Source organism: Rhizobium sp. CF122 (assembly GCF_000282035.1).
Lineage (GTDB): Bacteria > Pseudomonadota > Alphaproteobacteria > Rhizobiales > Rhizobiaceae > Rhizobium.
Genome location: NZ_AKKA01000081.1, coordinates 38,437 through 51,672 on the forward strand (window position 1 = coordinate 38,437; position 13,236 = coordinate 51,672).

The window sequence follows — 13,236 nt, forward strand, 5'->3', positions numbered from 1 at the left end:
CCCGCCCTCCGTCGTTTGCGCTACTGGTCCTTCGGCCTATACGCTACGCAGTCGATTTCGACCTTGCAATCGACCATCATCGACGACTGAACACAGGCCCTTGCCGGTGGGTGTTCGCCGAAATACTGCTGGTAGATCGCATTGAAGGTCCAGAAGTCGCGCGGATCATCGAGCCACACGCCGCAGCGCACCACGTGCTCAACGCCGTATCCGGCTTCTTTAAGAATCGCCAGCACATTCTCGATCGTCTTGTGCGTCTGCGCGACGATATTTCCATCGATGACTTCGCCATTTTCCATGGCAACCTGCCCCGAGACATAGAGCCAACCGTCGGCTTCGACGGCACGCGCAAAGGGCAGGGGCTTACCGCCGGCACCTTTTTGAACCGTGCCATAACGCTTGATGGACATCGATCGATCCTTGCAAATTATTTTCGTATTAAGTTGACAAATGACCATAGAAAGCAGAATTTGACCAGTGAAAACTGCCATTAATGAAAAGAATTTCAATCCGGGGGAGATATGCGCGATCCGTTCAAGAACCCATTTCCTGCGTCCGACGTTACGCGGCACTCGATCTGGGAGATGCTGGTTTCCCGTGACATCGATGCATTCCTCGCCGCCGACTGGTCGATGGTGGAGCATGATTTCGTCGAGGAAGGCTTTATCGGGATCGATGGGCGCAAGCAGGTAAGCCCCGACAACTGGCGTCTGGCATTTCCGACGCTATCGGCCTATCGCGACGAGTGGCTGCGCCAGGCAAGGGACTTTGCGACGCAATCTTTCGCTGAAGATGCCCGCACCGCGATCTTTGCGACCACCACGCTTGAAGACATCGAGGTTGAGGGCGACATGGCGCTGGTGCGCAAGAAGTTCGACGGTGGGCTCACCAAGGCCGACGGTACGCGTGATGTGATGCAGTGGCAGACGCTTTACTATTGCCGCCTGCATGAAGATCGCTGGAAGATATGCGGCTTTACCGGCTACCTGCCGAACCCGATGGGCTGATCAACACAAAGGCCGAACCCTTGCGCATATTCACGGCGGCGCTCGCAACCGAGACCAATACCTTTTCTCCTATCTGCGTCGATCGGCGCGCGTTCGAGGCGTCTCTGTATGCGCCTCCCGGCCAGCATCCGGAAACCCCAACCCTGTGCTCGGCGCCCATCACGGTTGGGCGCCGGGTCTGCGCAGAGAAGGGATGGGAGCTGATCGAGGGTACGGCCGCCTGGGCTGATCCGGCCGGACTGGTGAACCGATCGACCTATGAGGGTCTACGCGACGAGGTGCTGAACCAGCTCAGGGCTGCTATGCCGGTCGATGCCGTTGTCCTCGGTCTGCACGGCGCCATGGTTGCGGCCGGCTACGAGGATACCGAAGGTGACATATTGGCGCGCGTGCGCGAGATCGTCGGGCCGGACATCCTCGTCTGCGCTGAGCTTGATCCGCACAGCCATCTCACAGCCAAACGGCTCGCGGCCGCAGATTTCTTCGTCTACTTCAAGGAGTTCCCACACACCGACTTCGTCGATCGAGCCGAGGACCTCTGGCGGATTGCCGTCGAGACCCTGGAAGGCCGGCTGGCCCCTGTCATGTCCGTATTCGACTGCCGGATGATCGACGTCTATCCGACCTCGCGCGATCCGATGCGATCCTTTGTCGACAAAGTCATGCGCCTCGAGAAGGAAGACGCAGACATCGTGTCCATCTCGGTCATCCATGGCTTCATGGCGGGTGACGTACCGGAGATGGGGACCAAGATGCTTGTTGTCAGCAACAACAAGCCTAAGAAGGGCGAGGCCTTAGCGCGTGAACTCGGCCTCGAGCTGTTTTCCAAACGCGGCACCTTCATCATGCCGCAGATCGACGAAATTGAGGCTGTGACGCAGGCCGTCGCTGCAACCTCCTGGCCTGTGGTCATCGCCGACGTTTGGGATAATCCCGGCGGCGGCACCGCCGGCGACGCTACCGTGCTTCTCCAAGAGCTCATAGATCGGAAGGTAAGTGACGCCGCGATCGGCACGATCTGGGATCCGATGGCTGTGCAGATCTGCATGGCGGCGGGGGAGGGCGCCGAGATTCCATTGCGTTTCGGCGCAAAGTCTGCACCCGGCACCGGCAACCCTGTGGACGGCGTCGTCAAGGTGGTGAAGCTCGTCGAGAACGCACAGATGCGGTTCGGTGAAAGCTATGCGCCGTTCGGGGATGCCGTGCACATCACGCTCGACGGCATCGATATCATCCTGAATTCGACGCGCGCCCAAAGTTTCGATCCAAGCCTTTTCTCCGTCATGGGGATCGATCCGACGTCCAAGAAGATCCTGGTCATCAAGTCGACCAATCATTTCTACGCCTCCTTCTCGAAAATCGCCGCGGACATCATTTACTGCTCGGCCGGAACGCCTTATCCCAACACTCCAGCCAAGACAGCCTATCGTCGGGCGCCGAAGAATATCTGGCCGATGGTCGCCGACCCTCACGGCCGCTAACGCGGAGAGCGTCATATGCAGGAAAATCCGTTCGCCGTTGTCGCCAAGCCGGGCGACAGGGTCGCCGATCTCTCGACGCCGCGGCCAATCATCGACGAGGATCGGCTGGCGGCAAACATCGCCCGCACGCAGGCCTACATGGATAAGCACGGCCTGAACTTCCGGCCGCATATCAAGACGCACAAGATCCCAGCGCTCGCCGCTGAGCAGATCGCGGCGGGTGCGAAGGGCATCAACTGCCAGAAGATCAGCGAAGCGGAAGTCTTCGCTGCGGCCGGCTTTGAAGACATCCTGATCACCTTCAACATTCTCGGCCGGCAAAAGCTCGAGCGTCTTGGCGCGCTCAACGAGCGGATCTCCGGTCTCAAGGTGGTTGCCGATAGCGCGGTGACGGTCGATGGTCTGTCCTCCTATTTCGCATCTTCTAAGCCATTGACTGTTCTCGTAGAATGCGACACCGGCGGCGGGCGCTGCGGCGTCCAGACGCCGCAAGAAGCACGAAGCCTGGCAAAGCGGATCAACGACGCCCCCGGTCTTACGTTCGGTGGCCTCCTTAACTACCCAAAGCCCGCCTCCGCCGAGGCGGTGCAAGCCTTCCTCAGCAAAGCACTTTCGCTCCTAAAGACCGATGGGATCGCGTGTCCAATCGTTAGCAATGGCGGCACGCCCAGCCTCTTCGAGGCGCATCTCGTCACGGCCGCGACCGAGCATCGCGCAGGTACCTATATCTATAACGACCGCTCCATGGTCCGCGCCGGCCACTGCAGCGAGGCCGACTGTGCCATGCATGTGCTGGCAACGGTGGTGTCCCGTCCAACGGCTGAGCGCGCGGTCATTGACGCCGGATCAAAGGCTCTGACCTCCGATCTGCTTGGCTTCGCCGATTTCGGGACAGTTGTCGGCTATCCTGAGGCGGTGATTACAGGATTGTCCGAGGAACATGGCGTCATCGACCTGTCGAGGTGCGGCGACCGTCGTCCTGAGATCGGCGAGAAGATCCGCATCATCCCCAACCACACCTGCGTCGTCTCCAATCTGTTCGACACGATGGTCTTTCATCGTGACGGCGTTGTAACGCGCATCGAGGATGTTGCCGCCCGCGGCCTCGTCTGGTAGGAACACAATCGCTCCAAGCGCCTTCCTTTGATGTAGAGCCCTTGACCTTACGCAATTGAAAAACATCTTCTTTCGCGCGAGCATTAGGCGCGCGGGAGGTCAAATCGATGAGAATCTCGGTTGCATTGGGAGTAGCAGCAAGTCTGTTGGCGATCTCGGCGGCTGAACCGCCGGGGCAATGGCAAACCTATCATGGCGTACGGATGGATTCCGATCCGGTGCTGTTGGCCCGGTTCGATAGGGCGTATCGCTATTGCGAGCCCGAAGCCGTCTATCGTGGCTCACCCTATCCGGCAAATCCTTGGCACGTGACCGCACTTAGAAGCTGCATGTACCGATTGGGGATCGTGGACCGGGGCGCCTATTCCTACCCCGCCAATAGGCTGTTTTATCCTCTGTATTGAAGAGGCGAGGCCACACGGTCGGGAATGATCATGCGGCCGTCGGATTGATGAGGTTCATGTCGATGTCCGTCAGTTCCACATGACGCTCGAATGATATGCCCGCCTCATCGAACAGATGGCAGTCTGCAACATTGATCCCGGCCCCCAGCGGCTGATCCGGGCGAACTGCCGCGCTCCCTGGTAACATTGCACAGAAATTCTCGCCTTCGCCGTCAAGCGATGCATAGGCCACCGTCTGTGCGCCAAGCCGCTCGATGACTGTCGGCGTAACAGTGAGCGTGATGTCGCCTGTGCCAATCTGGATGTGCTCGGGCCGTACGCCGAGCGTAAGGGATTTGCCCACGACCCCCTGACGCTGCGCGACCGGGATCACCGCCCTTTGCCCCTTGTAGTCAATTTCGACGCCGGCATCGCCGACGCCGGTGCAGGTGACATTGAGGAAGTTCATCTTGGGATTGCCGATGAAGCTCGCGACGAAGATATTCGCAGGCTTGTGGTAGAGTTCCAGTGGCGCACCGGTCTGTGCGATCTCGCCCGCATTCAGCACCACGATCCGGTCTGCCATCGTCATCGCCTCGATCTGGTCGTGGGTCACGTAGATCATCGTCGCCTTTAGCTGACGATGCAGCTTGGCGAGCTCAATGCGCATGTCGGCGCGCAAGGCAGCATCGAGATTGGAGAGCGGCTCGTCGAACAGGAAGATCTTCGGCTCGCGCACGATCGCGCGACCGATCGCCACGCGCTGGCGCTGACCGCCTGAAAGCATCCCGGGCTTCTGCTGCAGGCGCTGATCGAGGTGAAGGATGCGCGCGGCATGCTCGACCTTGGCCTTCAGCTTCTCCTCTTCCATCTTTTCCACACGCAGCGGGAAGGCGATGTTCTCGAAAACGGACATGTGCGGGTAAAGCGCGTAGGACTGGAACACCATGGCGATTCCGCGCTTGACCGGCGCCAGGTCATTCACCCTGAGCCCGTCGATGACGATGTCGCCCGCCGTCGTGGCATCAAGGCCGGCGATCATGCGAAGAAGCGTCGACTTGCCGCAGCCAGACGGGCCAACGAAGACCACGAACTCGCCATTCTTCACCTCGAGCTGGACACCCTTGATGACTTTGAAGTCGCCAAAGAACTTCTGGACCTTGTTGAGATGGAGCTGTCCCACAGTGCTTTCCCCGGCCGCCGGCAAGGCGGCTTGCTGTTTGATGCGGTAAGAAAGGGGTCGCGCAAAAAGCGCGGCCCCTCGCTAAAGCAATGGCCTATTTGTACTGCTCAAGATCGGTGGCAGCCTTCTTCAACGCGTCCGCCGGCTCAGCCTTGCCGGTCACGACCGACTGAACCATTTCAATCATGACATTCTGGAAGCCCTTGTAATCCTTGAAAAGCGGCTCCGGTCCGCCATAGGAGATGCCGTCGATCAGCGGCTTCCAGGATGGATCCTCCTTCACGAATTCATCAACCTTTGCGGACGGACGCAGCGGCGTCAGGCCTGCACCACCCTGGAGCTCGTACTCACCCTGTGGGCCGGGAGCGGTGATGTATTTGGCAAATTCGATAGCCTTGTCTTCAACACCCGATCCCTTGAAGATCGCCAGGCTGTCGGTGATCAGCAGCGTACCTTCCCCCTTGGCCGATGGACCGAGCGGCAGCGGCGCGATACCCCAGTTGATCTTGGTGTCCTTGAGACGGGAGGCAGCACCAGAACCGGCCTGGATCATCCCGACCTTGCCATCGAGGAAAATGGCGCGGATTTCGTTTTGCTCGTAAGCCGTTGCGCCCTCGACGGAATAAGGCGTGATGTCCTTGTAGGCCTGCAGGGCTGCAAGAACTTCCGGGCTATCGGCTACGATCTTGTCACCATCGATGATCTTGCCGTTGTTGCTGTAAACCCAATGCATGAACTGATGCATGGTGTTGTCGAAGGTTTTTGCCGGTAGGCCGTAACCAGCAATTCCGGTCTTCTCCTTGATGGCCTTTGCATCGGCGATTTCTTCGGCCCAGGTGGTCGGCGGCTTTTCGGGATCAAGACCGGCCTGCTTAAAAAGATCCTTGTTCCAGTAAAGTGCCTTGGTCGAGAAAGCGATCGGAACGCCCCACTGCGTGCCATCCGAGGTCACTGTATCGACAATGTTCGGATAATAGCTCTTCTTCTCTTCGTCGGTCATTGGAACAGGAACGATGAGGTCGTTTTCGGCAAATTCCTTGAGCGTGCGCGAGCCAACGTAAGCCATCGCGACCGGCGTGCCCGCGGCTGCCAACGTTGTTGCTTTGTCCTGGCACTGTTCCCAGCCGACGACCTCCGGCTTGACCGACCAGCCAGGGTTCTTGCCCTCCCATTCCTTGATATACTTCTCATGGATCGGATCGATCTTGTCGCCACAATAGATCCAGCTGATCTCCTTGTCGGCGGCCTGAGCGGTCACGGCGCTGAGCGCGGTAGACCCGAGCAGGGCAAGGGCCATCAGCCCGGTCTTGAATTGAATTGTCACTTTGTTAGCTCCCTTTTTTCTCTGGTGGTTGACTTACTGTTTCACCGCGCCCGCGGTCAGCCCGCTGACGAGATACCGTTGAAGGAAGAAAATCACGATCATGGCCGGCGCGATGCCGACGAAGCTTGCAGCCATCAGTTCGTTCCAGACCACTTCTTGACGGCCGAAATAGGCGAAGAGTCCCACTGGCAACGGCGCATACTCGGTTTTCGAGTTGAAGGTCAGCGCAAAGATGAACTGCTGGGCATAAGAGCCGATGAAGGTGGTGATTGCGACCACCATAATGCCGGGCATGGCGATCGGCAGAATGACGCGGCGCAGCGTATAAAAGTGGCTGGCACCATCGACGAAGGCGGCTTCATCCAACTCCCGCGGAATGCGCATCATGTAGGTTCTAAGCAGCCAGATCGCCGACGGTATCAGGAAGGCAACGCCAGGAACCATGATTGCGAAATAGGTATTGAGCAGGCCGAGCGAGCGCATCAACCGGAAGAGCGGAATAAGCAGCACCGCGCCCGAGAACATGTTGACCGCCAGAAACGCGCCGAGCAGCAGCCCGGCGCCCTTGAAATCGAAGCGGGCAAACGCGTAGGAGGCAGGGATGACGAGCACCAGAACGACAGCGGTCACGACTGTCGAAATGAAGAAGGAATTGAAAATGTAGCGCGCAAAGCCTGGCACGCTGATCCACATGGTCCGGTATGCCTCGAAGGAGCCATTCTCGGGGATGAAACGATAAGGCGAGGAAAAGAGCTGGCTGAGCGGCTTCAGCGATACAAGGAAGCCCTCGACGAACGGGGCAAGCACGAAGGTAAGAAACACCAGAATGCCGGCATAGATGCCGATGATCTCGTACCACTTGTACCGATTGATCAGCAGATGGGGTTGTTTCATCGCTTGTCTCCGGAAGCAAGGCGGCTGGTCAGTCGGAAGTAGCAGACGCAGAAGATCGACAGGAAGATGCAGATCAGCACGGCGCGCGCGGCGCCTTCCCCGTATTTGTTCGAGCCGATCGCCGTGCGGTAGGTGTCGATGATCATCGTCGTCGTTTCGCCGCTTGGACCACCACGCGTCAGGATCCAGATGATGTCGAAGGAGTTGAAAGTGGCGATGAGTGACAGCATCGACATGGTGATCATCGAAGGGACGATCAGTGGCAGGGTAATGCGCCGGAAACGATAGAAGCGGCCGGCCCCGTCAGTCCAGGCGGCTTCATAGAGATCCTGCGGAATCGCCTGCATGGCCGCCAGCATGTAGAGTGTTACCAGAGGAACGCCGATCCAGACGTCGGTGATGATCGTCGCCCAGAACGCCGTGGAACCCTGTGCGAGAAACGCGACGGGAGCATCCACCAAGCCAAAGCGTTGCAGCATGCCGGAAATCATTCCGAACTGCCCATTGTACATCCAGCCCCACATGAAGATGCCGATCGCCATCGGGACAATCCACGGTGGCATGGTCAGTACACGGAAGAGCGCCCTGCCAGGTACCGCAGAGTTCAGCATCGTCGCCCCGAAGACACCGATGATCATCTTGATGGAGACGGAAAAGAACGTCCAGATGAAGGTGCGAATGATGACTTCGGCGAAGGTCTCGTTGAAGATCTTCTGATAGTTGACCCAGCCGACCCAATTGGTCACCTTCTTCAGTGACGCATCGGTGAAGGAGAGGATGAACGTGTCGACGAGGGGATAGGCGACGATCACCGCGACGTAGAGCACTGCCGGAAGGAGAAGGATCCAGGCGAAGATGACTGCGTTGCGTTGGACGCTCATCTTGCCGCCCTCCTCAAGCCGCTCTTGCGTGCAGGGCTTCGTCGAACCTGTCCCACACGGGACGCAGATCGATGACCGCCTTCTTCATGCGCGCCTCGTCCATGGATAAGGCGAGAATGCCGGCTTCGAGGGCGTTAAGCGTAGAGACGGGAAGGTCCGTGCCTGTGCGCACACTGTCGAGGAGGTCGGCGGCCATCTGTTCATCGGCACCGTAATGCTGCGACAGCTCGGTCGCCACGTACTTGTTCTCGACCACCTTCTTGCCGGTCAACTGCTCATGAACGTCGAGATAGCCGCGGACGAAATCGCCCTCGGCCATGCCCCGCGAGCCCATGATGGCAAAGCGGCGAAACTGATCGGGGACGTTGAGGTTGGTATGGAAGTTCATACCGACGCCGTTGGCATATTCGACGATCGCCACCTGATAATCGATGATGTCGGCATCGCTGTCGAACACCTTGTCGGACCCCATCCAGCCGCTCGGCTTGCGGTGGAAAAGCTCCAGATCATTGATGCCTTCTCGGGCGGGATCGTTGGCGGGCGTGAAGCTCTTGCGGCCGCCGAAGCTTGCGACGCGCTCCGGTCGCGCGCCGACGACGCCATTGTAGAGATCGAGGTCGTGGCAGCACTTCTCCAGCATGAAGCTGCCGGAATAGCGTTCGTAACGGCGCCAGTCGCGCATGAAGAATGCGCCGTGGTAAGGCTCGATATGCTCCGAGGCCTCGATCGAAACGATCTGGCCGAGCTTGCCAGCAGCCTGGATAGCGCGCAGATCCTTGTAGAGCGGTGAATAGCGCAGAACGAGACCGACCATCAGGCGCTCATGGCCGAACTTTGCCATCAGACGCGCGAGCTCGATGCTCTCGGCGATCGTCGTGACAATCGGCTTTTCACAGAAGACCTTCAGGCCGCTTTCGAGACCCAGCCTGATGTGGTCGAGATGCATGTGGTTCGGGGAACCGATCATCAGCAGATCGAGCTTTTCGCTGGCGATCAGCTCTTCAGGGGAGGCATAGGCCGTACCGGTCGGAATGCCTTTTTCGACGAGGCCCGGAAGACCCGCCGGATCGGGATCAACATAACCGACGATCTCGAAACTTTCATCGACAGACTTGAAGACGTAGCCAAGGTAGCCGAGCCGGAAACCTAGCCCGATAATTCCCACGTTCATGCTGCTCTTGTTCCCACTTACGTAATTTATTTTCGTCAAGTTGGGACAAAAATTCGAACTCGTCAACACGAATCCCGCGAAAAGTTGAAGCTATGAAATTAATTTTCATCTTGGCCCGTTTCCTGGGCTTATCAACTTTCCGCTGAAAATATGGAATCGTTTTCGCCGTCCACGAGCAGCGAACAACGAGGCTCCGTTCCCGCGGACGATGGATGCAAAGGCGAGGGCGATGCCCCGCAAGGCGCAGCAGCACGTAAAATCTAGCGATTTCGTCGCTTGCCTTCGAGCAGATCGAGAACCGAATTTGCCGCATCCAGCACATTCGTTCCGGGGCCAAAGACGGCTGCCACGCCATGGTCCATCAGGTACTCGTAGTCCTGCCGCGGAATGACACCTCCGACGACGACAATGACGTCGTCAGCGCCCCGCACCTTCAGTTCCTCAATAAGTTGCGGTGCCAAAGTTTTGTGGCCGGCGGCAAGCGACGACATGCCAACCACGTGCACCTTGCTGGCGACGGCGAGGTCGGCCGCTTCCTTCGGCGTCTGAAAGAGAGGTCCCGCCAACACGTCAAAACCGATGTCTCCAAACGCCGAGGCGATCACTTTCGCGCCGCGGTCGTGGCCATCCTGACCAAGTTTCGCAACCATGATCTTCGGCCTGTGTCCAAGGATCCTGCCGATTTCGCTCATGCGGTCCTTCAGCACCGCCAGCTCGGGCTCGTCGCGATAGGCTTGACCATAGACGTCCTTGATGACTTCAGGCTCAGCCACATGATCCCCGAAGGCGCGACGCATGGCATCCGAGATCTCGCCAACCGTCGCCCGCGCGCGCGCCGCTTCAACGGCTGCCGCAAGCAGGTTGCCGTTGCCGCACCTTGCCACGTGCGCAAGCGCATCGAGTGCTGCTTGCACGGCGGCTCCATCGCGGCGGCGTTTCGTCTCTTCGATCCGCTTGATCTGGGCGGTGCGCACCGCAGCATTGTCGATCGCCAGGATCTCGATCTCCTGCTCTGACTCAAGGCGGTATTTGTTGACGCCGACAATGACCTCGTCACCCCTGTCGACGGCCGCCTGCCGTCGCGTCGCCGCTTCCTCGATCAACCGCTTGGGCAAGCCATCGTTGACTGCCTTCGTCATGCCGCCGAGCGCCTCGACCTCCTCGATCAGATCCCACGCCTTGTCGGCAAGCTCCTTCGTCAGGGTCTCGACATAGTAAGAGCCGGCAAGCGGATCGACGACCTTCGTCACGCCCGTTTCGTGCTGAAGAATGAGCTGCGTATTGCGCGCGATGCGTGCCGAAAATTCTGTTGGCAGGGCGATCGCCTCATCGAAAGAATTGGTGTGAAGTGATTGTGTGCCACCCAGTACTGCCGACATCGCCTCAAAGGCGGTGCGGATAATATTGTTGTAGGGATCCTGCTCCTGCAGCGACACGCCCGACGTCTGACAATGGGTGCGCAGCATCAGCGACGAAGCCTTCTTTGGCTCGAACTCCTCCATGATGCGCGTCCACATAAGACGCGCGGCCCGCAGCTTTGCAGCCTCCATGAAAAAGTTCATGCCGATGGCGAAGAAGAAGGAAAGGCGACCGGCGAAATCGTCAACGTTCAACCCCTTGGCAAGGGCCGCGCGAACATATTCGCGCCCGTCGGCAAGGGTGAAAGCAAGCTCCTGAACGAGCGTCGCACCCGCCTCTTGCATGTGATAACCGGAGATCGAGATCGAGTTGAACTTTGGCATCTCCTTGGCGGTGTATTCGATGATATCGGCAACGATCCGCATCGAGGGTTCCGGCGGATAGATATAGGTGTTGCGGACCATGAACTCCTTGAGAATGTCGTTCTGGATGGTCCCGGAAAGTTCGGCGCGGGACACGCCCTGTTCCTCACCGGCAACGATGAAACTCGCCAGTATCGGGATAACCGCACCGTTCATCGTCATCGAGACCGAGACTTTCTCCAGCGGGATGCCATCGAACAGGATCTTCATGTCTTCGACACTGTCGATCGCAACGCCCGCCTTGCCGACGTCGCCGACGACGCGCGGATGATCGCTGTCATAGCCGCGGTGGGTTGCAAGGTCGAAGGCAACCGAAACGCCCTGCTGCCCGGAGCTAAGCGCCTTGCGGTAGAAGGCGTTGGAGGCTTCCGCGGTGGAAAAGCCGGCATATTGGCGGATTGTCCACGGCCGACCAGCATACATCGTGGCACGCGGTCCGCGGGTGAAGGGTGCAAAGCCTGGAAGCGATCCCAGGTGCTCGGTGCCTTCGATATCGGCCTCGGTATAAAGCGGCTTGACGTCGATCCCTTCGGGCGTGCTCCAGACGAGCGTTTCGGGCGAGACCTTCAGCTCTCGTTCGGCTAGCGCCTTCCAATCGCCAAGCGTCTTCTTCGTCATGTCATCCTCCGGCATTGTTCTTTGCCGCAGGCTAGCACTTTAACAGCCCGGGGCGCGATAGAGCCTTCGGATATTTTATAAAGGGTTGCCGTGTTCATCGGCGTTGCGTCGAGCCGTTACTCTCGATTCCGACGGCCGAACACACGTTCAGTCCATGGCGTTAGCCTACGACACCAGGAGGAGGGGTGGCAGAACGTGAGGCAAGACTTGCGGCCCGGGCGCGCCCGGATCAACGTCGCGGGAATCGGCGAGACAACCCACTTGTCGCTTGACGGACGGTGAAATGATTGGTCGCGCCCATGGGGGCGCACCTTGACACAGACAGGAGAAGAAGATTATTGGGTAACCGATAACCCACGGAGGAGCCAAGGTTGACGACATCGCTGTCTGATATCGCAGAAAGGGCAGGAGTCTCTGTAAAAACGGTCTCAGGCGCGCTCCATGGCGGCTCGGCTCGGATGTCAGACGAGACCCGCGCAAGGATCAAGGTGATTGCCGACGAGCTCGGCTATGTCACCAATCTTGCCGCACGCGGTGTTCGACAAGGATGGCTGCCGCTCATTGGCGTCATCGCTGACGAGCTCATCACGTCTCCTTTCGCAACGGAAATCATTCGCGGCCTCGACGGTGCGGCCCGGAGTGCGCAAATGGCCGTATTTGCCATGAACCTCAGCGGAAATCGCGACGTTGCGTCAGTACTAGAAGAAGTTCGCCGGTTCCGGCCGCGCGCGATCGCATTTGCCGCCATGTATCACAAGGCAGTGGCGCTGGCCCCCGAGCTTTCCAAGAGCGTTGGCGTCATGATCAATTGCCGAGAAGCTGCAGGTCGTGTGGCGTCCCTGGTGCCGGATGAGGAGGAGGCAGCGGCAGAAATAACTAGGTACCTGATTGCTGCCGGGCGGCGGCGCATTGCCTTTGTCAACCTTCCTGGCATCCTGGCAGGGGAGTTGCGTGAAAAGGGCTTCAGAAGCGCGTTGGACGAAGCGGGGTTGGCTCCTGTTGCCGTTCTTCCTGCTGTCCGCCGGAGCATCTACAGCGATCGCGCGCCAAGTCTTGTCCTGCATCATGTGGCAACGCTGATGGAAGCAGGTGAACGTCCCGACGCGATATTGTGCGGCAACGACCGCGTCGCCATGGAAGTCTACGCCGCGCTGCGTCGCCAAGGCGCTGCAATCCCGGACGACGTCGCAGTAGCAAGCTTCGACAACCAGGTCGAAATTGCCTCGCGTCTTGATCCGCCCTTGACGACCATGGCGCTGCCGCATCGCGCCATGGGTCGCCTTGCTGCCGAGATTCTGCTGGCCCCGCATCCCGGGGAACCGAAGCTGCGAAAACTCCCGTTCCAACTCGTGGAGCGGTCTTCCGTTTAAAATGTCGTCGTACCATGTCCATCAAGG

General features: G+C 58.9%; 12 protein-coding genes. 5 read left to right on the plus strand and 7 right to left on the minus strand.

Going from position 1 to position 13,236, the window contains the following annotated elements; all coding sequences use genetic code 11:
- Window positions 1-20 precede the first annotated feature (20 nt).
- The gene (locus tag PMI09_RS20200; protein ID WP_007798746.1) at window positions 21-410 is read right to left on the minus strand and encodes a RidA family protein; all 390 of its coding nucleotides are present in this window, start codon (window positions 408-410) and stop codon (window positions 21-23) included.
- Window positions 411-521: 111 nt separating this feature from the next.
- On the opposite strand from PMI09_RS20200, the gene PMI09_RS20205 reads away from it, so the two are divergent.
- From PMI09_RS20205 to PMI09_RS30540, 4 genes are all read left to right on the plus strand, one after another.
- Complete coding sequence (locus PMI09_RS20205) at window positions 522-1,007, plus strand: hypothetical protein (RefSeq protein WP_007798751.1); 486 nt, start codon at window positions 522-524, stop codon at window positions 1,005-1,007.
- Between the two features lie 20 nt (window positions 1,008-1,027).
- The gene (locus PMI09_RS20210; protein ID WP_037083643.1) at window positions 1,028-2,488 is read left to right on the plus strand and encodes a M81 family metallopeptidase; all 1,461 of its coding nucleotides are present in this window, start codon (window positions 1,028-1,030) and stop codon (window positions 2,486-2,488) included.
- A 15-nt stretch (window positions 2,489-2,503) separates the two neighbouring features.
- On the plus strand, window positions 2,504-3,604 hold the full coding sequence (locus PMI09_RS20215; protein WP_007798756.1) for a D-TA family PLP-dependent enzyme: 1,101 nt from the start codon (window positions 2,504-2,506) through the stop codon (window positions 3,602-3,604).
- Window positions 3,605-3,711: 107 nt separating this feature from the next.
- The gene (locus PMI09_RS30540; protein WP_007798758.1) at window positions 3,712-4,008 is read left to right on the plus strand and encodes a hypothetical protein; all 297 of its coding nucleotides are present in this window, start codon (window positions 3,712-3,714) and stop codon (window positions 4,006-4,008) included.
- Between the two features lie 28 nt (window positions 4,009-4,036).
- Here PMI09_RS30540 and PMI09_RS20220 read toward each other — a convergent pair whose 3' ends face one another.
- From PMI09_RS20220 to scpA, 6 genes are all read right to left on the minus strand, one after another.
- Window positions 4,037-5,170 (minus strand): ABC transporter ATP-binding protein, encoded by a 1,134-nt coding sequence (locus PMI09_RS20220; RefSeq protein ID WP_007798761.1) that lies wholly within the window; start codon window positions 5,168-5,170, stop codon window positions 4,037-4,039.
- A gap of 94 nt (window positions 5,171-5,264) precedes the next feature.
- On the minus strand, window positions 5,265-6,467 hold the full coding sequence (locus tag PMI09_RS20225) for an ABC transporter substrate-binding protein (RefSeq protein WP_443216194.1): 1,203 nt from the start codon (window positions 6,465-6,467) through the stop codon (window positions 5,265-5,267).
- Window positions 6,468-6,527: 60 nt separating this feature from the next.
- The gene (locus PMI09_RS20230) at window positions 6,528-7,388 is read right to left on the minus strand and encodes a carbohydrate ABC transporter permease (RefSeq protein WP_007798767.1); all 861 of its coding nucleotides are present in this window, start codon (window positions 7,386-7,388) and stop codon (window positions 6,528-6,530) included.
- Window positions 7,385-8,269 carry a carbohydrate ABC transporter permease gene (locus PMI09_RS20235; RefSeq protein WP_007798769.1) on the minus strand — a complete coding sequence of 295 codons (885 nt, stop codon included), beginning with the start codon at window positions 8,267-8,269 and terminating at the stop codon, window positions 7,385-7,387. Before PMI09_RS20235 ends, PMI09_RS20230 begins: the two co-directional genes overlap by 4 nt.
- Before the next feature lie 13 nt (window positions 8,270-8,282).
- Window positions 8,283-9,440: a Gfo/Idh/MocA family protein gene (locus tag PMI09_RS20240; protein WP_037083634.1), complete on the minus strand. Its 1,158-nt coding sequence runs from the start codon at window positions 9,438-9,440 to the stop codon at window positions 8,283-8,285.
- 260 nt (window positions 9,441-9,700) lie between these two features.
- Entirely contained in the window at window positions 9,701-11,839 is a 2,139-nt protein-coding gene (scpA, locus tag PMI09_RS20245) for a methylmalonyl-CoA mutase (RefSeq protein ID WP_007798776.1), read from the minus strand.
- 371 nt (window positions 11,840-12,210) lie between these two features.
- On the opposite strand from scpA, the gene PMI09_RS20250 reads away from it, so the two are divergent.
- On the plus strand, window positions 12,211-13,209 hold the full coding sequence (locus PMI09_RS20250) for a LacI family DNA-binding transcriptional regulator (protein WP_037083635.1): 999 nt from the start codon (window positions 12,211-12,213) through the stop codon (window positions 13,207-13,209).
- Window positions 13,210-13,236 lie beyond the last annotated feature (27 nt).